At 60.3% G+C, this 20,249-nt stretch carries 21 protein-coding genes; 10 read left to right on the top strand and 11 right to left on the bottom strand.

All coding sequences use genetic code 11. From position 1 onward, the window contains the following. Nucleotides 1-80 precede the first annotated feature (80 nt). A complete protein-coding gene (locus tag VFO93_RS07915; RefSeq protein WP_325133816.1) occupies nucleotides 81-878 on the bottom strand; it encodes a sulfite exporter TauE/SafE family protein in 798 nt (265 codons plus the stop codon). Between the two features lie 146 nt (nucleotides 879-1,024). On the opposite strand from VFO93_RS07915, the gene VFO93_RS07920 reads away from it, so the two are divergent. Both VFO93_RS07920 and VFO93_RS07925 read left to right on the top strand, forming a co-directional pair. Next, a complete protein-coding gene (locus VFO93_RS07920; protein ID WP_325133817.1) occupies nucleotides 1,025-1,246 on the top strand; it encodes a hypothetical protein in 222 nt (73 codons plus the stop codon). Then, the gene (locus VFO93_RS07925; protein WP_325133818.1) at nucleotides 1,236-1,625 is read left to right on the top strand and encodes a type II toxin-antitoxin system VapC family toxin; all 390 of its coding nucleotides are present in this window, start codon (nucleotides 1,236-1,238) and stop codon (nucleotides 1,623-1,625) included. The genes VFO93_RS07920 and VFO93_RS07925 overlap by 11 nt, the downstream gene beginning before the upstream one ends. A gap of 7 nt (nucleotides 1,626-1,632) precedes the next feature. Here VFO93_RS07925 and gldG read toward each other — a convergent pair whose 3' ends face one another. From gldG to VFO93_RS07955, 6 genes are all read right to left on the bottom strand, one after another. After that, a complete protein-coding gene (gldG, locus tag VFO93_RS07930) occupies nucleotides 1,633-3,300 on the bottom strand; it encodes a gliding motility-associated ABC transporter substrate-binding protein GldG (RefSeq protein ID WP_325133819.1) in 1,668 nt (555 codons plus the stop codon). A gap of 182 nt (nucleotides 3,301-3,482) precedes the next feature. Next, nucleotides 3,483-4,211, bottom strand: a complete 729-nt coding sequence (gene gldF, locus VFO93_RS07935) for a gliding motility-associated ABC transporter permease subunit GldF (protein WP_325133820.1) — start codon at nucleotides 4,209-4,211, stop codon at nucleotides 3,483-3,485. An 11-nt stretch (nucleotides 4,212-4,222) separates the two neighbouring features. Continuing rightward, nucleotides 4,223-4,579: a hypothetical protein gene (locus tag VFO93_RS07940; RefSeq protein WP_325133821.1), complete on the bottom strand. Its 357-nt coding sequence runs from the start codon at nucleotides 4,577-4,579 to the stop codon at nucleotides 4,223-4,225. Between the two features lie 11 nt (nucleotides 4,580-4,590). Then, the gene (locus VFO93_RS07945; protein WP_325133822.1) at nucleotides 4,591-4,905 is read right to left on the bottom strand and encodes a hypothetical protein; all 315 of its coding nucleotides are present in this window, start codon (nucleotides 4,903-4,905) and stop codon (nucleotides 4,591-4,593) included. Nucleotides 4,906-4,910: 5 nt separating this feature from the next. After that, nucleotides 4,911-5,819, bottom strand: coding sequence for a gliding motility-associated ABC transporter ATP-binding subunit GldA (gene gldA / locus VFO93_RS07950; RefSeq protein WP_325133823.1), 909 nt, complete (start codon nucleotides 5,817-5,819; stop codon nucleotides 4,911-4,913). 164 nt (nucleotides 5,820-5,983) lie between these two features. Next, complete coding sequence (locus VFO93_RS07955; protein WP_325133824.1) at nucleotides 5,984-6,679, bottom strand: SDR family oxidoreductase; 696 nt, start codon at nucleotides 6,677-6,679, stop codon at nucleotides 5,984-5,986. A gap of 24 nt (nucleotides 6,680-6,703) precedes the next feature. On the opposite strand from VFO93_RS07955, the gene VFO93_RS07960 reads away from it, so the two are divergent. After that, the gene (locus VFO93_RS07960) at nucleotides 6,704-7,477 is read left to right on the top strand and encodes a GIN domain-containing protein (protein ID WP_325133825.1); all 774 of its coding nucleotides are present in this window, start codon (nucleotides 6,704-6,706) and stop codon (nucleotides 7,475-7,477) included. Nucleotides 7,478-7,601: 124 nt separating this feature from the next. Here the strand turns inward: VFO93_RS07960 and VFO93_RS07965 are convergent, their stop codons facing one another. Continuing rightward, nucleotides 7,602-8,324: an SDR family oxidoreductase gene (locus VFO93_RS07965; protein ID WP_325133826.1), complete on the bottom strand. Its 723-nt coding sequence runs from the start codon at nucleotides 8,322-8,324 to the stop codon at nucleotides 7,602-7,604. 95 nt (nucleotides 8,325-8,419) lie between these two features. Between VFO93_RS07965 and VFO93_RS07970 the strand changes: the two genes are divergently transcribed. From VFO93_RS07970 to fabG, 3 genes are all read left to right on the top strand, one after another. Continuing rightward, nucleotides 8,420-9,151: an ABC transporter permease gene (locus VFO93_RS07970; protein ID WP_325133827.1), complete on the top strand. Its 732-nt coding sequence runs from the start codon at nucleotides 8,420-8,422 to the stop codon at nucleotides 9,149-9,151. Nucleotides 9,152-9,271: 120 nt separating this feature from the next. After that, on the top strand, nucleotides 9,272-10,084 hold the full coding sequence (locus VFO93_RS07975) for an ABC transporter ATP-binding protein (protein ID WP_325133828.1): 813 nt from the start codon (nucleotides 9,272-9,274) through the stop codon (nucleotides 10,082-10,084). Between the two features lie 106 nt (nucleotides 10,085-10,190). Beyond that, nucleotides 10,191-10,940: a 3-oxoacyl-[acyl-carrier-protein] reductase gene (gene fabG, locus VFO93_RS07980; protein ID WP_325133829.1), complete on the top strand. Its 750-nt coding sequence runs from the start codon at nucleotides 10,191-10,193 to the stop codon at nucleotides 10,938-10,940. 3 nt (nucleotides 10,941-10,943) lie between these two features. Here the strand turns inward: fabG and VFO93_RS07985 are convergent, their stop codons facing one another. After that, on the bottom strand, nucleotides 10,944-11,468 hold the full coding sequence (locus VFO93_RS07985; protein ID WP_325133830.1) for a hypothetical protein: 525 nt from the start codon (nucleotides 11,466-11,468) through the stop codon (nucleotides 10,944-10,946). 48 nt (nucleotides 11,469-11,516) lie between these two features. On the opposite strand from VFO93_RS07985, the gene VFO93_RS07990 reads away from it, so the two are divergent. The 4 genes from VFO93_RS07990 to VFO93_RS08005 all read left to right on the top strand — a co-directional run bounded on the left by VFO93_RS07990 (nucleotide 11,517) and on the right by VFO93_RS08005 (nucleotide 16,034). Further along, nucleotides 11,517-12,206 carry a YiiX family permuted papain-like enzyme gene (locus VFO93_RS07990; protein ID WP_325133831.1) on the top strand — a complete coding sequence of 230 codons (690 nt, stop codon included), beginning with the start codon at nucleotides 11,517-11,519 and terminating at the stop codon, nucleotides 12,204-12,206. A gap of 56 nt (nucleotides 12,207-12,262) precedes the next feature. Further along, on the top strand, nucleotides 12,263-14,341 hold the full coding sequence (locus VFO93_RS07995) for a VWA domain-containing protein (RefSeq protein WP_325133832.1): 2,079 nt from the start codon (nucleotides 12,263-12,265) through the stop codon (nucleotides 14,339-14,341). An 85-nt stretch (nucleotides 14,342-14,426) separates the two neighbouring features. Further along, complete coding sequence (locus tag VFO93_RS08000; RefSeq protein WP_325133833.1) at nucleotides 14,427-15,071, top strand: pseudouridine synthase; 645 nt, start codon at nucleotides 14,427-14,429, stop codon at nucleotides 15,069-15,071. A gap of 12 nt (nucleotides 15,072-15,083) precedes the next feature. After that, nucleotides 15,084-16,034: an alpha/beta hydrolase gene (locus VFO93_RS08005; protein ID WP_325133834.1), complete on the top strand. Its 951-nt coding sequence runs from the start codon at nucleotides 15,084-15,086 to the stop codon at nucleotides 16,032-16,034. 85 nt (nucleotides 16,035-16,119) lie between these two features. Here the strand turns inward: VFO93_RS08005 and VFO93_RS08010 are convergent, their stop codons facing one another. Together VFO93_RS08010 and VFO93_RS08015 are read right to left on the bottom strand one after the other, a co-directional pair. Beyond that, nucleotides 16,120-16,665 carry an REP-associated tyrosine transposase gene (locus tag VFO93_RS08010; protein ID WP_325133835.1) on the bottom strand — a complete coding sequence of 182 codons (546 nt, stop codon included), beginning with the start codon at nucleotides 16,663-16,665 and terminating at the stop codon, nucleotides 16,120-16,122. 332 nt (nucleotides 16,666-16,997) lie between these two features. Next, on the bottom strand, nucleotides 16,998-20,147 hold the full coding sequence (locus tag VFO93_RS08015; RefSeq protein ID WP_325133836.1) for a CusA/CzcA family heavy metal efflux RND transporter: 3,150 nt from the start codon (nucleotides 20,145-20,147) through the stop codon (nucleotides 16,998-17,000). Nucleotides 20,148-20,249: the final 102 nt, after the last annotated feature.

Below are 20,249 nucleotides of genomic sequence, written 5' to 3' on the forward strand. Positions count from 1 at the left end.
AGCGGTAGAGATGCTTCGCTGCGCTCAGCATGACAGCCGCCTTTTTCACAAACCTATAAAACAACCTCACCAACAGCGCCCTACCGCAGCACCAGCTCCTTCACCAAAATAAACGTGCCCATCGCCAGCGTAAACCACCCAAACGCGGGCCGCAGCCGGCTGCCCGGAATAAAACGCGCCAGGTAAGTGCCCAGCGCGATGCCCGCCAGCGCAAACGCTAGAAAGCCCAGCAAAAACGGCCACGCGATGGCCGTGCCCGCGCTGAGGTCGCCCACGAAGCCGATAAGCGAATTGAGGGCGATAATGGCCAGCGAGGTACCCACCGCCTGCTGCATGGGCAGCCGCGCCCCCAGCACCAGCGCCGGAATGATGAGGAAGCCGCCCCCCGCGCCCACCAGCCCCGTGAGCGTGCCTACCATCAGCCCGATACCTAGCACGAGCGGATAGTTGCAGGCCGCCGGCGCGGCCTGGGCCGCCGCCTGCGGCCCGCGAATCATGGCGGTGGCGGCGGCCACCATCAGGCCCGCAAAGGCGACTAACACTAACAAGTCTTTAGTTATCAGCACGCCACCTACCGTAAATAGCTCGTGCGGCACGGCCGGGAGCAGCAGCTTGCGCACCGCAAATACGGCCAGCAATGAGGGCAGCAAAAACACCACCGCCGTGCGCAGCGACACCAACCCACGCCGCAGATAGCTCGCCGCGCCCACCGCCGCCGTGCTGCCCACCACAAACAGCGAGTAGGCCGTGCTTAGCACCGGGCTCACGCCCAGCAAGTACACCAGCACCGGCACGGTGAGGATGGAGCCCCCGCCGCCCATAATGCCGAGGGCCAACCCAATAAAAATCGCCGCGAAATAACCGGCCAGGTGCAGCATATTGCAGAGAAACGCCAAAAATAGCCAACCCCGGCCGTATGCCGGGGCAAGCGTTGCGCGCCAAGCGCCCTCATTTGGGCGGCCTGAACGCTTGGCACACGCATATCGTTAATGACTTAGCCTTTTTCAGTTAAATCGCACCAGCTATGAGCACTACTGAAATCAAATCTAAAATAGCCGCCGCCGCCGACCAGTTGGACGAAGCGCGGGCATTACAGCTACTAGCGTTCGCGCAAGACCTGCTGAAAAATACGCCCTCTCCACACGCGGCTTTCCTGCGGCACGCGGGCCTTATCGAGCCAGCTGATTTGTCCCTGATGCAACAGGCAATCAACGCTGATAGCAAAGTCGATAGCCATGAGTGGTAGATTTCTACTGGACACCAACATCATCATCGCCTTCCTGGGCCGCGAGCCGGCCGTACTGGCGCATCTAACACAGGCCGAATACTTTGCCATTTCGTGCATTACGGCGGGTGAGCTACGCTACGGCGCGCACAATTCTGGCCGGGTCGAGGCCAACCCGCACCGAATAGACGAGTTATTGCGCGACGCCATCGTACTCGGCTACGATGAGCAAACCAGCGACCTATACGCTCGCTGCAAGATTAATTTAAAGCGCAAAGGTCGGCCCATCAATGAGAATGACCTTTGGATTGCGGCTACTGCCATGCAGCACGGGCTGACTCTGGTGAGCCGCGACAATGACTTCGCAGCTACTGATAACCTGAGTTTAGTGAGATGGTGAGCCTACCCTAAAACCGCGCGTACCGCCGCTTGCGCGACCACGCCCGCACCGCGCCAAACAGCGCCAGCAGCAGCAGCGGGGCCCCGAGGTTCAGGGCTTGCCAAGCCTGGCGCTTTTCGGCGAGCTGTACTTTGTCGAGGGGGCGCAGGGTGATTTGCTTGCCGCGCACGGCGATGAGACCGGTTTCGTCGAGCAGGTAGTCGGTGGCATTGAGGATGAGCTCGCGGTTGGCAAACTCGGTGCTGCTGAGGCGGTCGTAGCCCAGGCGCATGGGGCGCTGCGACTTGGCATCCACGTCGTTGCGCAAAAAATCGCCGTCCGAAATCACCAGGATTTTGCTGGGTTGGGCGTTGGGGTTCTGGTCGGGCTGGTAGGTAGTGGTGCCGGGCTCGGCGCGGTTGGCGAAAAGCGAGCGGAATTGGCCTTCAAGCAAGTAGCCCACCGACTGGTAGCTGTCCTTGTAAAGCTTGGGGTTGGGCTCCAGGCGGGCGTCGTTGAAGTTTATGGGCACCGGCGCGGGCAGCACGCGGGTGTAGCGCGAGGTGCTCATTAACTGCGTTTTACGCACGCCTGCGGCCTTCACCGTGTCGATGTTGCCCACAAACTTCAGGTACACTGCGTCGAGGTTGCGCGTAATCGGGTTCGCGCTAAAGCGATTGATAAGTGGGTAAAGCTGCCAGGGTAGTGGCTCGATTTTGGGCTTGTTGCCGGTCATGCCGGTCACGAGCGGAATCTGCCCGCAGTTGAGGTCGAGCAGCAAATTCTGGTTCAGCCGCACGCCGTAGCGGAATAGCAGGTCGTCGAGGTTCAGGTTGTAGGGCGTGGCCAGGGCGGCGCCGTTGCGGCTCACGCTGTCGAGGTCTACGCGCAGGGCATCTACGAAGAACATGGCCCGCCCGCCGTGGGTAATGAACTGGTCGAGGCGAAATTTCTCGACCTCCGAATACGGCTTTTGGGGCTTGGCTATCACCACGGCGTCGAGGTTGCCGCGCAGGTCTTTAACCTGGTTCAGGTCCACGCGAAACACGTCGTAGTTCTGCGACCAAGCCGTGAGGATGTCGGCCATCTGCACGTTGGTCAGCTCGTCGTGGCCGGTTATTACGCCCAGGCGGCGCTTCGCGCCGCCGGGCGGCGCTACCTGCCGGATGGTGCTGGCCAGCTCGTATTCCAGGCCTTCCACGCTTTGGTTGAGGCGCTCTTCGGGGGCAGCTACCTGGCTGCCGCGCAGCAGCAGCACGTTGCGGGTTTGGCCGCCGGCCTGCACTACGACCCACGGGAAGATGAGCTTTTCGATGCGCTTACCGTTCTCATTCGCGCCCAGGTTGGTGGGTTTGAGACCTTTCTTGAGCAGCGTTTGGTAAAACTGATTGCGCCCGGCCTCGGTGCCGGCCGCGCTGGGGTCGATGAAGACGTAGTTCAGGTTGCCGCCGCCGTACACCTGCATTTCGGTCAGCGTTTCGCGCACGGCCTGCTCTAGTCGGCGGAAGGCGGGCGGGAATTCGCCGGTGAGGTACACCGTCACGGTCACCGGCTGATTGAGGTCGGTGAGCAGCTTCTTGGTGGCCGGCGACATGGTGTAGCGCTTTTCCTCCGTCAGGTCGAGGCGGAAAAAGAAGCGCTGGGCCACGAAATTCAGCACGAATAGCGCGCCGATGATGGCGGCGAAACGCAGCAAATCCTGTTTTTTGGCTGATGGCCGTTGGCTGTTAGCTGTTAGCTCTCCGTTGGTATCCACTTGGTTTATCTTTTTCTGAAAGTCTAGCTTTAGAGTAAGACATGAGACGTTAGACACGAGACATGAGAACTGCTCTACTTTGCTGAGTTCTCATGTCTCATGTCTAACGTCTCATGTCTTACTCATCCCCAATTGCGGCTACGCAGCGCCAGCCGGGTGCCCAGCAGCGCCACGGCTACCACGGTGAGAAAATACAGCACGTCGCGCGAGTCAATCAGCCCCTTGCTGAGGTCGCGGTAGTGCGCTGCGATGCCCAGCTGGCTGATGTAGTACGCCGGCGCACCATCAAATACCGAGGCCAGCGAATCGAAGCCGGTGTACACCAGAAAGCACGCCACCACGGCCAGCACGAAGGCGATAATCTGGTCGCGGGTGAGGGCCGAGGCCAGTACGCCGAGCGCCGCGAACACCGCCGCCAGCAAGGCCAGCCCCAGGTACGAGCCCACCGTGGCCGCCGAGTCGATGTTGCCAGCCGGCGAGCCCAGCTTGTACACCGAGAAGTAGTAGAGCAGCGTGGGCACCAGCGCTAGCAGCGCCAGCAGCAGGCAAGCCAGGTACTTGCCACCCACCAGCTGCCCATCGGTGAGCGGGCGGGTCAGCAGCAGCTCAATGGTGCCCGCCTTCTTCTCCTCGGCAAACGTGCGCATGGTAATGGCCGGAATCAGCAGCAGGAAAATCCAGGGCGCGAGGTTGAACAGCGATTGCAGGTCGGCGTAGCCATAGTCGAGCACGCTACTGTCGGGGAACACCCACACGAACAGCCCGGTAGCCACCAAAAACACGCCGATGACGACGTAGGCCACCGGTGAGTTGAGGAAGGCGTTGAATTCTTTTTGGAGGATGGTAAGCACAGAGGCAATTATTAGTACTTGGTTTCTTCTACTTCTTCTTTCAGTAAAGTCAGGCCAGCAATTTTACCTAAAACCTTTTTTACGTGGTTGTGCCTTGCTTCTTTTTCAATATTCTTGCCTTTATAATTTCGAACGTATAAGACAAAGGCATATTTTTTAGGGTCTTGTGTCAGCGGTGCAAGATACTTTTTATCGCGCAGATAAATAGATAGCCAATCAACAGCATGACCTTCGCAGCTAACATGCTCTCCACTGTATAGGCCTTCTCGAAGCACAACTTTTAAGTCAAGCGCTCTGGCTACGCGCGCACCCACTTCATCCATGTTAGTGGCCTGTACCCCATAAAGCAGAGTGTACTTCTTTACCATTGCCCAACTCTTCAATCAAATGCTGGGTTAAATATTTTCTGACCTTTTTGAGGTGTGAGTTCGTCAAGCTTGACTGGACACTTTATATCAAGTACTCCTTGAATATCCTCGAAGCAATCGACTATGGTTATTTCTTCTGTATCAAAATGGTCATGCACAACCATATGCGATTCCTCTATTTTGTCGAGGTATAATTTGTATGCACCTTTCCATTTTTGAACGCCAACTGACAGCCAATATCTTTTCCCATTCTCTTCCAACCAAAGTTGTTTGCCTATCTGCTTGCCGGCTTCTATCCATTCTCTGACTTTGGCTAAATCTCCCATAACAGCTACTTCGTTAATTCCCCAAACACCGCTTCCAGGCTCTGCTGCTCCTGGCGCAGCCCCAGCAGCAGCCAGCCCTGCTCCACGGCCAGGCGCGACACGGCGGCGCGCACGTCGGTGCCCGGCGCGGTGCGGATGAGCACCACGCCCGCCCCGGCCGCCTCCACGGCGCGCACTCCCGGCAGGGCGGCCAGCGGCGCGGTGGCCACGGGGCCTTCAAACTCGGCGCGGAGCACGGTTTCGCCGGCGGCGCGGGCGGCGAGCTCGGCCACGGGGGCATCGGCCACGAGCTTGCCCCGGCTGATGATGACCACGCGCGAGCACAGGGCCGTGACTTCGGGCAGAATGTGGGTGCTGAAAATGACGGTTTTATCTTCGCCCAGCTCGCGGATGAGCTGGCGGATTTCGCTTATTTGGTTGGGGTCAAGGCCGGTGGTAGGCTCGTCGAGGATGAGCACGTCGGGGTCGTGTACCAGGGCCTGGGCCAGGCCCACGCGCTGCCGGTAGCCTTTGCTGAGCGCCCCGATTTGCTTGTTTTGCTCGCGGGTGAGGCCCACGCGCTGCACCAGGCTGGCCACGTGCTGGCGCAGGTCGCGGCCCTTCAGCCCGTGCACGCCGCCGATAAATTCGAGGTACTCGTGCACGTACATGTCGAGGTAGAGCGGGTTGTGCTCGGGCAGGTAGCCCACCCGGCGGCGCACCGCGATGGGGTCTTGCTGCACGTCGAAGCCCGCCACGCGCACCGTGCCGGCCGTGGGCGGCAAGTAGCCCAGCGCGATTTTCATCGTCGTGCTTTTGCCCGCGCCGTTGGGGCCGAGGAAACCCACGATTTCGCCCTTGCCAGCCTGGAAGCTGATGTCGTCCACGGCGTTTTGCGCGCCGTAGGTTTTGATGAGGTGTTCGACTTCTACCATATTCCTACAATCGTCATGCTGAGCGGAGCGCAGCGGAGCCGAAGCATCTCTACCGCTTCGTTGCTAAGCGTAAGAGGTTAGTTCACCGATAGAGATGCTTCGACTTCGCTACGCTGCGCTCAGCATGACGGGCGTTTTTTGATACTGCTCTCAAAAAAACAAAGCTACTTCTTCACCCGCGCTGGCCGCAGCTGAATCTCGGAAACCATCGTCACATCCGGCACTTCCAGGGCGTGGACAATGGCGGCGGCAATGTCTTCGGGCTGCATCTTGTAGGGATTGGGTTCGGTGCCGGGCGTCGCGCCGTTGAAGTTGGTTTCGACCGAGCCGGGCATGACGCAGGTGACGCGGATGCCGTCGGGCCGCAGCTCTTTAAAGAGGGCGTCGGAGAAGCCGCGCACGGCGTACTTGGTGGCGCAGTAGCCGGCCAGCTCGGCGGTGCCCGCCGTGGCGGCCAGCGAGGCTACGTTGATGAGGTGGCCAGCGTGCTGCTTTTTCATTTGCGGCAGCACCGCCCGCGTGCAGTAAAACAGGCCGTTCACGTTGGTATCGAACATGGCGTGCCAGTCTTCCGACTTAAACCCATCAATCGGCCCAAAGATGCCCAGGCCGGCGTTGTTGACCAGCACATGGACTTCGGGCCCGAGTTCGCGCTGGGTGTTGGTAAAGGCTTCGGCCACGGCATGCTCGTCGCGCACATCGCAGGCAAAAAACAGGAACTGCTCGTGGTCGAGGTCTTCGGGGGCGCGGCGGCCCCAGCCGGCCACGGCGGCCCCGCGGGCCAGCAGGGCTTCGGCGGTGGCGCGGCCGATGCCGCTGCTCACGCCCGTCACGATGGCTACTTTTCCGGTCAGGTCCATATTTTTAGGAAAATTTTTAGCAGGATGAGTTTTTCTATACGGCTGCAAAGTACGGGTTGGTTGGGGCTACGGCGCGGGGCGCTACTGCTGGCGGGCGCGGCCAGCCTGGCCGGTTGCAGCGATGGCCACCGCCTCGACTGCCTCAAAAGTACCGGTAGCATCACCACCCAGCGCCGCGCCGTGGACGCCCGCACCCGCAGCGTGGAAGTGTACGGCAACGTGGACCTCACCATCGTGCCCGACACCGACACCTATGCCGAAGTGCGGGCCGGCGAGCACGTGGCCGATGGCATCACGCTCACCAGCGAAGGCCTCAAAAGTCTGGTTATCAAGAACACTAACACCTGCAACTGGACGCGCAGCTACGACACGCCCTTCGAGGTGCGGCTGCACATTCCGCACCTCACCAACATCCGGCAGGAGGGCTACGGCCTCGTAAGCACCGCCAGCCGCTGGACCCAGGACACGCTATTCGTGCACCTGCTCGGGGCGGGCGACGTGAAGCTCGACCTCACCAGCAAGTACCTCTGGACCGACATGTACGAGCTCGGCGACATGACTTTCACGGGCACTACCAACGAGTTTCACCCCACCGTGGGCGGCTCGGGCTTCCTATTCGCTGATGGTCTCACGGCCAACGCCTGCTACTTCCAGACTACCCGCACCAGCCTCGGCTACGCGCACTTGCGCGCCGCGCAAGTGCTGGGTGGGCCGCACGCAGGCAAGGGCACGCTGTACTACGCTGGCAACCCTGGCACCGTCAGTATCACGGGCGGCGGCAAGGTGGTGAAGCAGTGAGCAGAGCGCCACGTCTGTCATGCAGAGCGCAGCGAAGCATCTCTATCGCTTCGTTAAGTACGGTGTAGATGAAGCGGCAGAGATGCTTCACTGCGTTCAGCATGACAGAAGTACTGTATCTCCTTTACAGCAGGTCGCCCAGTTGCGGCCGAATAACGATTTCCTCCACCACGGCCTGCGGCGAGAGGCCGAAGGCCGAAAACACCGCCTCGGCCACGTCTTCAGCGCGGATGAAGCGCTCGGCAGGCTCCCCTACCCCGTCCCAGCTGCGGGTTAGGGTAGCGCCGGGCAGCACGGCTGTCACGCGGATACCCTGGGTTTTGAGCTCTTCGCGCAGGGTTTTGGTGAAGCCTAGCAGGGCAAATTTGGCGATGCCGTAGGAGCCGCCGTTGGGGTAGGCCATAAGGCTGGCCGTGGAGCAGATAGTGAAAATGTGGCCCTGGCGCCGGGCCACGAAGGCGGGCAGCAGCGCCCGCGTTACATCGTAGGCGCTGAGCAGGTTGGCGGCCAGCATTTCGCGCAGGCGCGAGCCGTTAGCGGGCTCGTCTTGCAGGCGGCCGGGGGCGAAGGCCCCAGCATTATTAATAAGCGCGGCCAGCGGCAACTTTAAGCCCAGCACAAACTCGGCAAAGCGCTGGCAGTCGGCGTGCTGGCTGAGGTCGGCGGACAGGGTGTGCAGGGCGGCGGGCGCGGCGGGGCTTAGCTCGGCTTCAAGCTGGGCCAGCGCCTCGGCCGAGCGGGCGCAGGTAGCCACCGCGTAGCCAGCCGCCAGAAACCGCGCTACCACGGCTCGGCCGATGCCTTGGCTACCGCCCGTCACGACAACTAATTGGGAAGATGGAGCCACTGTTTTCCGGTTTTTTACGTATGGGCCGTAAAGCTACGGCGAGCCCCCACGGCGGGGCGGCCAGTCGAGCTTACCGCCTGTCTTACCTCCTTCTCATGCTCAAAGTTTTCGGCTCATTCGTACTCTTTTTACAAAACATGACCACGCGCACCGAGCGGCTGCGCGTGCTCTGGCGGCGATTTATGGAAGAAGCGACGCTCATCGGCGTCGATTCCATCTTTATCGTAGGTATCGTATCGGCCTTCATCGGGGCTGTTACTTGCATCCAAATTGCCTACAACCTCACCAACCCGCTCATTCCGAAGTCGACCATCGGCTATATGGTGCGCGAAATGACGATTCTGGAGCTCGCGCCCACCATTACCAGCATCGTGCTGGCCGGCAAGGTAGGCTCGTCCATCGCGGGCGGCCTGGGCACTATGCGAATTACCGAGCAGATTTCGGCGCTGGAGGTAATGGGCATCAACGCCACTTCGTACTTGGTGCTGCCGCGCATTCTGGCGTCCATGTTCATGTTCCCGCTGCTGGTTATTCTGGCAATGGCGCTCAGCATTTTAGGCGGTTACCTGGCCGGCACGCTGTCGGGCGCGATGGTAGCCACCGACTACATCGAGGGCATCCGCACCGATTTTATTCCCTATAACATCGTGTTTGCTTTGATAAAAGCGGTGGTATTCGCCTTCCTCGTGTCAGGCATTTCGGCCTACAAAGGCTTCTACACGCAAGGGGGCGCGCTGGAAGTAGGCGCCGCCAGCACGGCCGCCGTTACCAACTCCATCATCTCCATCCTGCTGGCCGACTACGTGCTGGCGGCGGTATTGCTTTAATTTTTAGCTGTTAGCCTCTGGCTGCTGGCTGTTGGCTTTTTCGGAAGCAAAACAAGCTTTGCAAGCATTTTGTAGAAGAAAAGCTAACAGCTAATAGCCAGCAGCTAACAGCTAAAAATAATGATTGAAATATCCAACATCCAGAAAGCTTTCGACGGCAACCAAGTGCTGAAAGGCATTACCTGCACGCTCGAAACCGGCAAGTGCAACCTACTACTTGGCGGCTCGGGCACCGGCAAAAGCGTGCTACTCTCGTGCATCGTGGGTTTGCAAAAGCCTGATATCGGTTCGATTACCTTCGATGGCACCACGTACACCAACGCCAAGGTGGACATTCGACAGGAAATTCGCCGCAAAATCGGGATGCTCTTCCAGGGCTCGGCTTTGTTCGACTCCATGACCGTGGCCCAGAATGTGGAGTTCCCCCTGCAAATGCTGACGCCCGAAATGAGCCCTGAGGAGCGCCGCGACCGCGTGGAGTTTTGCCTCAAGCGCGTGGGCCTCGAAAATGCGGGCAACAAGATGCCCTCCGACATTTCGGGCGGTATGAAGAAGCGTGTGGGCATTGCCCGCGCCATCGCGCCCAATTGCACCTACCTCTTCTGCGACGAGCCCAACTCGGGCCTCGACCCGGCCACGAGCATCAAGATTGACGAGCTGATTTACGAAATCACGCACGAGTACAATATCACGACCGCCATCATCACCCACGATATGAACTCGGTGGTAGGCATCGGCGACCACATTATCTTTCTGCACAAAGGCTTGAAATTGTGGGATGGTACGAAAGAGGAAATCCTGAACGCCGAGGTGCCCGAACTGCGCGAATTCATCTTCTCGTCGTCGCTGGTGCGCGCCGCTAAGCGCGTGGAGCAGGAAGACGGCCCGCAGGGCCTGGAGCACCTGGCCCAGGAGCCGCTGTCGGAACTGTAGAAATGTAGGGTAAGCTTTAGCTTGCCGTTCGCAAACACGGGTAGCTGCCCAGCCGCCCAAACCGCGAAACGGCAAGCTAAAGCTTACCCTACACTATTTTCGGCCCATGAATCAGACTCTCGCCGGAAAAGTGGCCCTTGTTACGGGCGCTTCTAAGGGCATTGGCCGCGCCATTGCCACGTTGTTTGCCCAGCAGGGCGCGCAGGTTGCGTTTACCTATTTGTCGTCGGTCGAGAAGGGCCAAGCGCTCGAAACCGAGCTTGCCGCCCACGGTAGCAAAGTGAAGGGCTACCGCTCCGACGCCTCCGACTACGCCCAGGCCGAACAGCTGGTGGATGATGTCGTGAAGGAATTCGGCAAGCTGGATATTCTGGTCAACAACGCCGGCATCACGCAGGATGGCCTGCTCATGCGCATGAGCGAGGAGCAGTGGGACAACGTACTCACCGTCAACCTCAAGTCGGTGTTTAACCTCACCAAAGCCGCCACCAAGCCCATGATGCGCGCCAAAACCGGCAGCATCATCAACATGACCTCGGTGGTGGGCCTGAAAGGCAACGCCGGCCAGGCCAACTACGCCGCCAGCAAGGCCGGCATCATCGGCTTCACCAAGTCGGTGGCCCTGGAGCTGGGCTCGCGCAACATCCGCTGCAACGCCATCGCCCCCGGCTTCATTGAAACCGAAATGACCGACGCCCTCGACCAAAAGCAGGTCGATGAGTGGCGCAAGGCCATCCCGCTCAAGCGCGGCGGCTCGCCGGATGACGTGGCCAAGGCCACCGCGTTTCTGGCCTCGGACGATTCGGCGTACATCACTGGGCAGGTGCTGCAAGTAGATGGCGGGATGCTGACGTAGGCGTTAATGCCAGGCTTGCTGCCGCTGTATTAAAAGGCTGTTATAATCGGCACTCCGTCGTTTTGGAATGGAGTGCAGGTAATAACAGCCTTTTTCAGTTAACAGGGTGTAATTGTTGCGAGGCGCAAAACCCCACCTTTCCACAGCGATGATATTAAAGCCAGTGGGGCGCACATTCAGCACGTGGAAGTCATACAAACTGTCGCTTTCTGCCAGACACGCCTTTATGCTGCTGTTTACCATTTCCTTGTTATACTGGCGCAATTTCTGAGCGTTCATTTGTCTCGCCAACTCTGCTTGTAAGTTGATTGCGCCAGCAAAGCCTCTGTCGGGAAAACATATGGTAACATTGGGGGGCGGTGGTTTCACAATGATTTCAGCTGGCAGATACTCGTAGCCACTTTTGGCCCACACATAGCCAGCGGCAAGTAGCCCACCCGCAAAACCTAGCAGCACAAGCAAAATGGTCGTTGCCCAATCTGTGGGTAAAACTTGCAGTTGCGTCAATCGGCGGATAACTCTTTGCATCGGTAAAATTTCACTTGTGAATAGTCCTTATCTCCGTCTTTTTCCCTGATGCTTTTACCTGCCAAAATCCTCACCAGCGCCGCTGTTTTAGCGCTGGCCACCGCTAGCACTCTCGCATACCCGCGCCTCGCCGCCAAGCTCCACCGCTGGCAGGCCCAGCGCCAGGCCACGGCCGCCACGGCTCCCCTGGCTATTACACTCCACGAGGGAGACCTCATTTTTCACACCTCACTATCGGCCCAAAGCCAAGCCATTCAGCTGGCTACGCATTCGCCCTACAGCCACTGCGGCCTGCTATATAAAACCAACGGCGAGTGGCAGGTATTTGAGGCCATGCAGCCGGTGAAGCTGACGCCGCTGGCGCGCTGGGTGGCGCGGGGCCAGGGCCAGCACTTCGTGGTGAAGCGGCTGCGCGATGCCGGCACTGCCCTCACGCCCAGCGCGCTGGCGCAACTGCGGGCGGCGGGCCAGCCCATGCTGGGGCACGGCTATGACCTGGCGTTTGAGTGGTCGGATGCGCGGATTTACTGCTCGGAGCTTATCTGGAAAGTGTACGACCGGGGGCTGCACCGGCAGCTGGGGCAGTTGCAGCAGCTGCGCGATTTTGACCTGAGCCACCCCGCCGTGCAAGCCAAGCTGCGGGAACGCTACGGCGCGCAACTGCCGTTGTCGGAGCCCGTCATTTCGCCGGCCAGTATCTTTAGCAGCCCCGAGCTGGTGACCGTCGTGCGGCGGTAGGCGGGCGGGTTTGTTCGTTTCTTGCTTTGCGCTGCTTGGGTGGCGCGCCTCTGCTCTTGCTTTCTACTGCCTATTCTCCCTGGTTTATTTTGCTGTGCCTGGCCGTGGGCGCGGGCTACTCGGCGCTACTCTACTCGGCCAAAGCGCCGTGGAGCCGGGCCGTTAATTACGGCTTGGCGGCGCTACGCTTTGTGGTCGTCAGCTTTCTGTGCTTTCTGCTGCTCTCGCCGTTCGTCAAGGCCACGACTACCCGCACGGAGGCCCCGACCGTGGTGCTGGCGGTTGACAACTCGCAGTCGGTAAGCTTATTCACGCCCAAGCCGGCCCTGGGCCAGCTCACGACTGGGCTGCCGCAGCTAGCGGCCACGCTACGCGAAAAAGGCTTTCGCGTCGAAACCCGCACCCTCACCAAAGCCGAGGCCGCGCCTGATTCGCTGCGCTTCACCGCCGACCGCACCGACCTCAACAAGCTGCTCGCCGACAGCCGCGAGGCCAATGCCGACCGCAACCTGGCCAGCGTGGTGCTCGTGAGCGACGGCATCGTGAACCAGGGCCAGGAGCCGCAATTTGCGGAGTTCAACTTCCCGATTTTCGGCGTGGCCCTGGGCGATACCATCGCCAAAAAAGACCTCCGCCTCACCGACCTGGCATACAACCGGGTCGCGTTCAGCGGCAATAAATTCCCTTTGGAAGCCGAAATCGGTTACGAAGGCTACGCGGGCGGCACGGCCACCGTGGAGGTGCGCGAGGGCGGCCGGGTGCTGGAATCGCGCCGCGTGGCGCTGCCCGCTGGCCGCCGCCGGCTCAAGGCCACGTTTCTGCTCACCGCACCCGCGCCCGGCAAGCGCCGCTACGAAGTGCGCGTGGTGCCCCAGCCCGGCGAGTTTACGGTGCTTAATAACGCCCGCACGGCCTTTGTCGAGGTAGTAAAAGGCAAGCTGCGCGTGCTGCTGGCCGGGGCCGCCCCCCACCCCGATTTGAAGGCGTTGCGGGCCGCCATTCTGGCTAATAACAATTTTGACCTCACGCTAAGCGTGGCCGGCGTGGGTGCGCCGCTTCCGGCCGGCACTACCTTCGACGTGGCCGTGCTGCACCAGCTGCCCGCCAAGGGCGGCTTGGGCCAGGAGCTGCTGGCACGGGTACGGGCCGCCCGCGTGCCGGTGCTCTACATCCTGGGCGCGCAGTCCGACTTCGCGGCCTACAACCAGCTGAATGGCGGCGCAACCGTGCAGCCGCGCGGCAGCCAAACCGACGAGGTGACGCCGCTACCCAACCCTGGCTTCGCCCGCTTCCCGGTGGAGGAGGAAAGCCGGCGGCGCTTTGGGCAGTACCCGCCCGCGCCGGTGCCGTTTGGCGAGCTGCGGCTGAGCGGCGGAGCCGAGGCCGCGCTGTGGCAGCAGGTGGGCCGCCTGCCCACCCAGAAGCCGCTGCTGGTATTTGGCAGCGCCACGGCCACGCCCCGCGCCGCCACGCTGCTGGCCGAAAACACCTGGCAGTGGCGCTTGCAGGAGGCCGTGTCCCACGACGACCGCCCCGAAGCCTACGACCGCCTCATCGGCCGCACCTTGCAGCTGCTGACCCAAAACGCCAACAAAAAGCGCCTCGACGTATACCCCACCCAGGACGCCTTCGGCACCCAGGACGACGTGACGCTAGGTGCGGAAACCTACAACGCCGTTTTCGAGCGCATCTACGACCAGAAAATCACGCTCACGCTTACCGACTCGGCCCGCAAGCAGCGCACCGTGATATTCAGCAACCCCGCCGATGGCTCGCCGCTGCACCTAGGGCCGCTGGCGGCCGGCCTCTACCGCTACCAGGCCCGCGCTACGCTCGGCGGCCAGGCCCAGCAGGCGGCGGGCGAAATCTTGGTGCAAAACCAGCCTCTCGAAGCCCAGGAGTCGCGCGCCGACCACCGGCTGCTGGCGCAGCTGAGCCGCCGCAGCGGCGGGCAGCTCTACTACCCCGCCCAGCTCGATGAGTTGGCGCAGGACATCGCGGCGCGCAACTTCAAGCCGGTTATTTCCAGCGAAGAGGACTTGAAGGATTTGATTAACCTAAAGTGGCTGTTCTTCGCGCTACTGGCACTACTCACAGCCGAGTGGGCCACGCGCAAGTACCAAGGCGGCGTGTAACACCAAGCTCCAGCTTGGTGCTACGTCAGGTTAGCGCGCCCGAACATCATTCAACGATTCACCAAGCTAGAGCTTGGTGTTACTTATGCGTTACATCCTCCTCAACAAGCCCTACGAAGTCCTCACCCAGTTTACCGACGAGCACGGCCGCGCCACGCTCAAAGACTTCGTGAGCGTGCCCGAGGTGTACCCGGTGGGCCGGCTCGACTTCGACAGCGAGGGCCTGCTGCTACTCACCGACGACAAGCAATTGCAACACCGCCTCAGCGACCCGCGCTACAAGGTGCCCAAAACCTATTGGGCACAGGTGGAGGGCCTTCCCACTGAGGCAGCCCTAGGTCAGCTGCGGCAGGGCGTGCAGATTAAAGAGGGCTTCACGCTGCCAGCTGAAACAGTCGCCCTAGATGAGGCCGCCACGGCCGGCTTGTGGCCGCGCACGCCGCCCATTCGCTACCGGGCCAGCATTCCGACGAGCTGGCTGGCGCTTACTATCTCGCAGGGTATGAACCGGCAGGTGCGCAAGATGTGCGCCGCCGTGGGCCTGCCCTGCCTGCGGCTGGTGCGCGTGGCCCTAGGCGAGCTGACCATTGGTAATTTAGCGCCCGGCGAATGGCGCGACCTGACGCCCGACGAGGTAGCGGCGCTCCGCAAAACGGCGGGCGCGGGCCAGTCGGCACCCGCCCGCAAAGTGGCCCGGCCAACCAATTCTTTCAAAGGCCGTCGCTTTTAACCTACTTACTTCATGAAACGCCGCCTGCTGCTACTTGGAAGTCTGATTTTTGTAGCCGGCAACGTGGTGGCGTTTATGCACGCCTGGCGCTTCACGCACTTTACCGACGAGCCGGGCGCGCATTCGCCTGCCCCCGAGCAGCTTACTACCGCACACAAGCTGTGGGTGCTGCTGACGGGCGTGCACAATCCCCGCCCCCAAAGCCTGCTGACGCCCGGTTTTGCGGTGCAAAATATTACCATCGCCAGCCCCAATGGCCCGCTCGCCGCTTGGTACGCCCGGCCCGATACAGCGGTACCTAGGGGCACGGTGGCGCTGTTTCACGGCTACACTAGCAACAAGGCGCACTTGCTGCACGAGGCGGGCTACTTCCGGCAGCTCGGCTACGCGGTGCTGCTCGTCGACCAGGCCGGCAACGGCGGCTCGGCGGGCAGCCGCACCACCATCGGCTACCGCGAGGCCAACGACGTGGCCGCCGCCGTGCGCTACCTACGCGCCCGTCAGTCGGCCAGCCGACCCGATTCGCTCGTGCTCTACGGCGTGAGCATGGGCGCCGTGGCCATCATGCGGGCCGAGGCCGAGCTGGGCGTAAAGGCCGATATGAACATCTTGGAGTGCCCTTACGGCACCATGCGCCAAACAGTGTATAATCGCTTCCATTCGATGAAGGTACCGGCCTTCCCCCTGGCCGATATGCTGGTATTCTGGGGCGGTGTGCAGAACGGCTTCTGGGCCTACAGCCTACAAGGCGAGGAGTTTGCCCGCCGCATCAAAACCCCTACCCTGCTCCTCTGGGGCACCGCCGACCCTAAAGTAACCCGCGCCGAAACCGACGCCATTTTTGCTAACCTGGCCGGCCCCAAGCAGCGCCAGGATTTCGAAGGTTCGGAACACGAGCCATATTGGCTCAAGCACCCGGAGACGTGGCGGGGCGTAGTAGCAGGCTTTTTAGGAAAGCGCTGAAAGCGCTGACCGCAGTTTAGCGCGCAGCGCGCAACTGCTGGGCGACCAGTGGGGCGAGTCTCCAGACTCGCGCAATTTAAATAACTCAGAACAGCAAACTCACTTCCAAAACAGCCTCCAACCCAGCATAAAACGACGCGCTGGAATACACATAATCCACCTCCCGATAGCAGATACCCGCCCGCACCGGATTCTGGTGAATATAGTTCAATTTCTGCTGCGTAACGGCTTCACTTTTCAACTCTACCCCGTGGCTACGCTGCTGCCAGAGTTGCACGTTCGTATTCTTCGGCTTGAATTCGCCCTGCTTACGCAACGTCCATTCCAGCCACTGCCGGCGGCTCTCTTGCTGGTTGGCCACAATCGCCTCAAACACTCGCCGCGCCGTAAATTTCTTGAAGTCGCGCACGATGTCGGACAGTTCGTGGCCATCGGCGGCGCGGGCTATCAGGTGCAGATGGTTTGTCATCAAGCAGTACGCAAATAGTTCTAAGCCCTTGCTTTGCTGGCAGTAGCGCAAGCTCTCGACAACGATGTCTTTGTAGCGCGGCCGGGTAAAGACGTCGAGCCACTCTACCACCGTGAAGGTGAGAAAGTACAGCCCTGTTTGGTCGCGGATGGGGTACGCCATAATCGTTTTACATTCCTTCACGCCACTGGCGCTGGCCGCTGTTTAGCGCGCAGCGCGTAACGGCAGGCCAGCGCCAGTGGGGCGAGTCTGCAGACTCGCGAAGCAAGATAAGACACCTGACTATCAAGGCATATAATACCTATGTTATTTTTGTTAAATTCATTGTGCTTGAAGCACTACCCGTTACGCAAGTCTGGAGACTCGCCCCACTGGTCGGCCTACCGTTACGCGCTGCGCGCTAAACAGCGGCCAGCGCCAGTGGCGGCATGCAGTAAAAAGGAGCTTGTGCCAGTGGCACAAGCTCCTTTTTGTCGAATCCCTAATTACTACCCCTAGGCATGCGACGCCGGACGATTGGCCGGCAGGTCGTCGGCGTAATGCGTGTGCTCGGCGCGGTAGGTGCGCTCGAAGATGAGCGGGAAGATGAACAGCGTAAGCACCGTACCCGTGAGCAGGCCGCCGATAACCACGATAGCCAGCGGCTTCGAGGTTTCGGAGCCGATGCCGGTGCTGAGGGCGGCCGGCAGCAGGCCAATGATAGCCATGAGCGCCGTCATCACCACAGGACGCACCCTTGAGGCCACGCCTTCCGAAAGGCTGCGGTCGAGGCTCATCTTGTGCAGCATGTTTTGCTTAAACACGCTGATGAGAATCACGCCGTTCTGAATACAGATACCGAACAAGGCGATGAAGCCGATACCGGCCGAAATCGAGAAGTTGGTGTGCGTGATGAGCAGCATGGCAATGCCGCCGATGAGCGCAAACGGCACGTTGAGCAGCACCAGGCCGGCGTCTTTCAGATTGCCAAACAGAATGAACAAAATGAAGAAGATAAGCGCCAGCGAGATGGGCACTACCTGCGCCAAGCGCTGCGAGGCGCGGCGCTGGTTTTCGAAGTCGCCGGTCCACTTCATGCTATAGCCTTTGGGCAGCTGCACTACCTTGTTCACCTTGGCCTGCGCCTCGGCAATGGCCGAGCCCATGTCGCGGCCCCGCACCGAGAACTTCACGGCCGAGAAGCGGGTATTGTCGTCGCGGTAGATGAGGCTGGGGCCGGTGACGGGCTTCACGTCGGCTATTTCGTTCAGAGGCACTGTTTTGCCACTTTGGGTGGGCACCATGAGGGCGGCGATTTCGGTCGGGCTCTGGCGGAACTGCGCCTCGTAGCGCACCCGGATGGGAAACTTGCGCTCGCCTTCGTACATCTGGCTGGCCTGCTTGCCGCCCACCGCCATTTCGAGCACGGCGTTGGCATCGGCCTTGTCAATGCCGTAGCTGGCCATGCGGCGCTCGTCGAGGTCGGCGTGCAGTTCGGGCTGGCCGATGTTGCGCAGCAGCCCTAGGTCGTCAATACCGTCTACGTGTTGCAGCACCTCGTACACCTGGCGGGCTTTGCTTTCCATCAGCTTGAGGTCGGTGCCGTAGATTTTCACCGCAATCGAGCCCTTCACGCCCGAGGCAGCTTCTTCCACATTGTCGGTAATGGGCTGCGAAAAGTTGAAATCAACGCCGGGAAAGCGGTTCAGCTTTTCCTTCATCCGCTCGATAAGGTCCTCGCGGTAGGCCTTGGATTTCATCTTTTTCTGCACCTCGTCGGTGTGCTTTATCTGCACCAGAAACTCGTTGTTGTAGAAGCCCGTGGGGTCGGTGCCGTCGTTGGGGCGGCCGGTCTGGCTCACCACGTCGCTCACTTCGGGGAAGCTCACGAACACGCGCCGCATCTCGTTGCAGAGCTTATTCGAGGCGTCGAGCGAGATGCTGAGCGGCAGCTGCGCCCGCACGTAAATCGAGCCTTCATTGAGCTCGGGCAAAAACTCGGTACCTAGGAACTGGAACATCCCCACCCCTACTGCTACCAGCACCGTGGCAAACAGCAGGCTCGCCGTTTTGCGGGCGTAGGTGAAGTCAAACACCTTTTTCGCGCCTTTGCTGATGCCGCGCACGATAAAGTTATCCTTCTCACGCACGTCTTTGCGCAGCAAAATGCTGGCCAGCACCGGCACCAGGGTCAGCGTGAAAATCAAGGCACCTAGGAGGGCAAAACCCAGCGTCCAGGCCAGCGGCGAGAACACCTTACCTTCTACTTTCTCGAACGAGAAAATGGGCAGCAAAGCCGTGATAATGATGGCCTTGGCGAAGAAAATCGACTTACCCATATCGCGGCCGGTTTTCTTGATGAGGCCCAGCTTGGCGAGCTTGTTAAAGCGCTCCATGCCTACCTCGTGGGCTTTGTGGTCGAGGGCCACGAAGAGTCCTTCCACCATCACTACCGCGCCGTCGATGATGATACCGAAGTCAATTGCGCCCATGCTGAGCAGGTTAGCGCTCATGCCCCGCAGGCGCAGGCAGATGAACGCAAACAGCAGCGCCAGCGGGATGATAATGCTAACGATGACTGTAGTGCGCCAGTCAGCCATGAACAGAAACACAATCACCGTCACGAAGAGCATACCCTCCATGAGGTTGTGAATCACGGTCTCGGTCGAGAAGTCAATAAGTTGCTGGCGGTCGTAAAAGGTGCTGATTTTTACATCAGGCGGCAGAATCTTCTCGTTCAGCAGCTGCACCTTCGCTTGCAGGCGCTCAATTACTTCCGAAGGGTTTTCGCCCTTGCGCATTACCACGATGCCTTCTACCTTATCGTCCTCCAGGCCCCGGCCCACGCGGCCCAGGCGCGGCAGCGCCGACTCGGCCACCTTGGCCACGTCCTTGATGAGGATGGGCACGCCGTTCACGTTCTTGACGACCGTGTTGTTGATGTCCGAAATGTTGTTGAGCAGGCCAATGCCGCGCACCACGAAGTTTTGCTGGCCCTCGTTTATCACGTCGCCGCCCACGTTGATGTTCGAGCGCTGCACGGCCGTGTAGAGGTCGAGCGGCGTCAGCCCGAAGTCCTGCAACTTGCTGGGGTCTACCGATATCTCGTAGCTCTTTACCTCGCCGCCGAAGCTGTTCACGTCGGCCACGCCGGGCACGGCCTTCAGGTTGCGCTCAATCACCCAGTCCTGAATAGTTTTCAGTTCACGGGTGGTTTTGTTCTTGCTGGTCAAGGTGTAGCGGTAAATTTCGCCAGTGGGACCGTAGGGCGGCTGCACCTCGGGCTCGGCGCCGTCGGGCAGGTCGGCCCCGGCCAGCAGGTTGTTGACCTGCACGCGGGCAAAGGCGTCATCTACGCCGTCGTCGAAAATCACCTTCACCACCGACAAGCCAAAGAGCGTGGTTGAGCGCACGCTGGTTTTCTTCTGCACGGGGTTCAGCGCAATCTCGATGGGCGCGGTCACGAACTTCTCAATCTCCTCGGCCGAGCGGCCGGGCCACTGCGTGATGATGGTGATTTCGGTGTTCGTCACGTCCGGAAACGCCTCGATGGGCGTGTTCCGGTAACTCACCACCCCGGCGATAATCGCCACGAGCGTAAGTAGAAAAACAAAACCCCGGTTTTTAAGGGAAAAGGCAATGATGCCTTGGATGAATTTATTCATTTAGAAGTCGATACTGACTTGTATAATGCTGGTTATTACTTCGTCATGCTGAGCGGAGCGCAGCGAAGTCGAAGCATCTCTATTAGGGAACTAACTCCCGGC

This window comes from Hymenobacter sp., from assembly GCF_035709525.1.
Taxonomy (GTDB): Bacteria; Bacteroidota; Bacteroidia; order Cytophagales; family Hymenobacteraceae; genus Hymenobacter.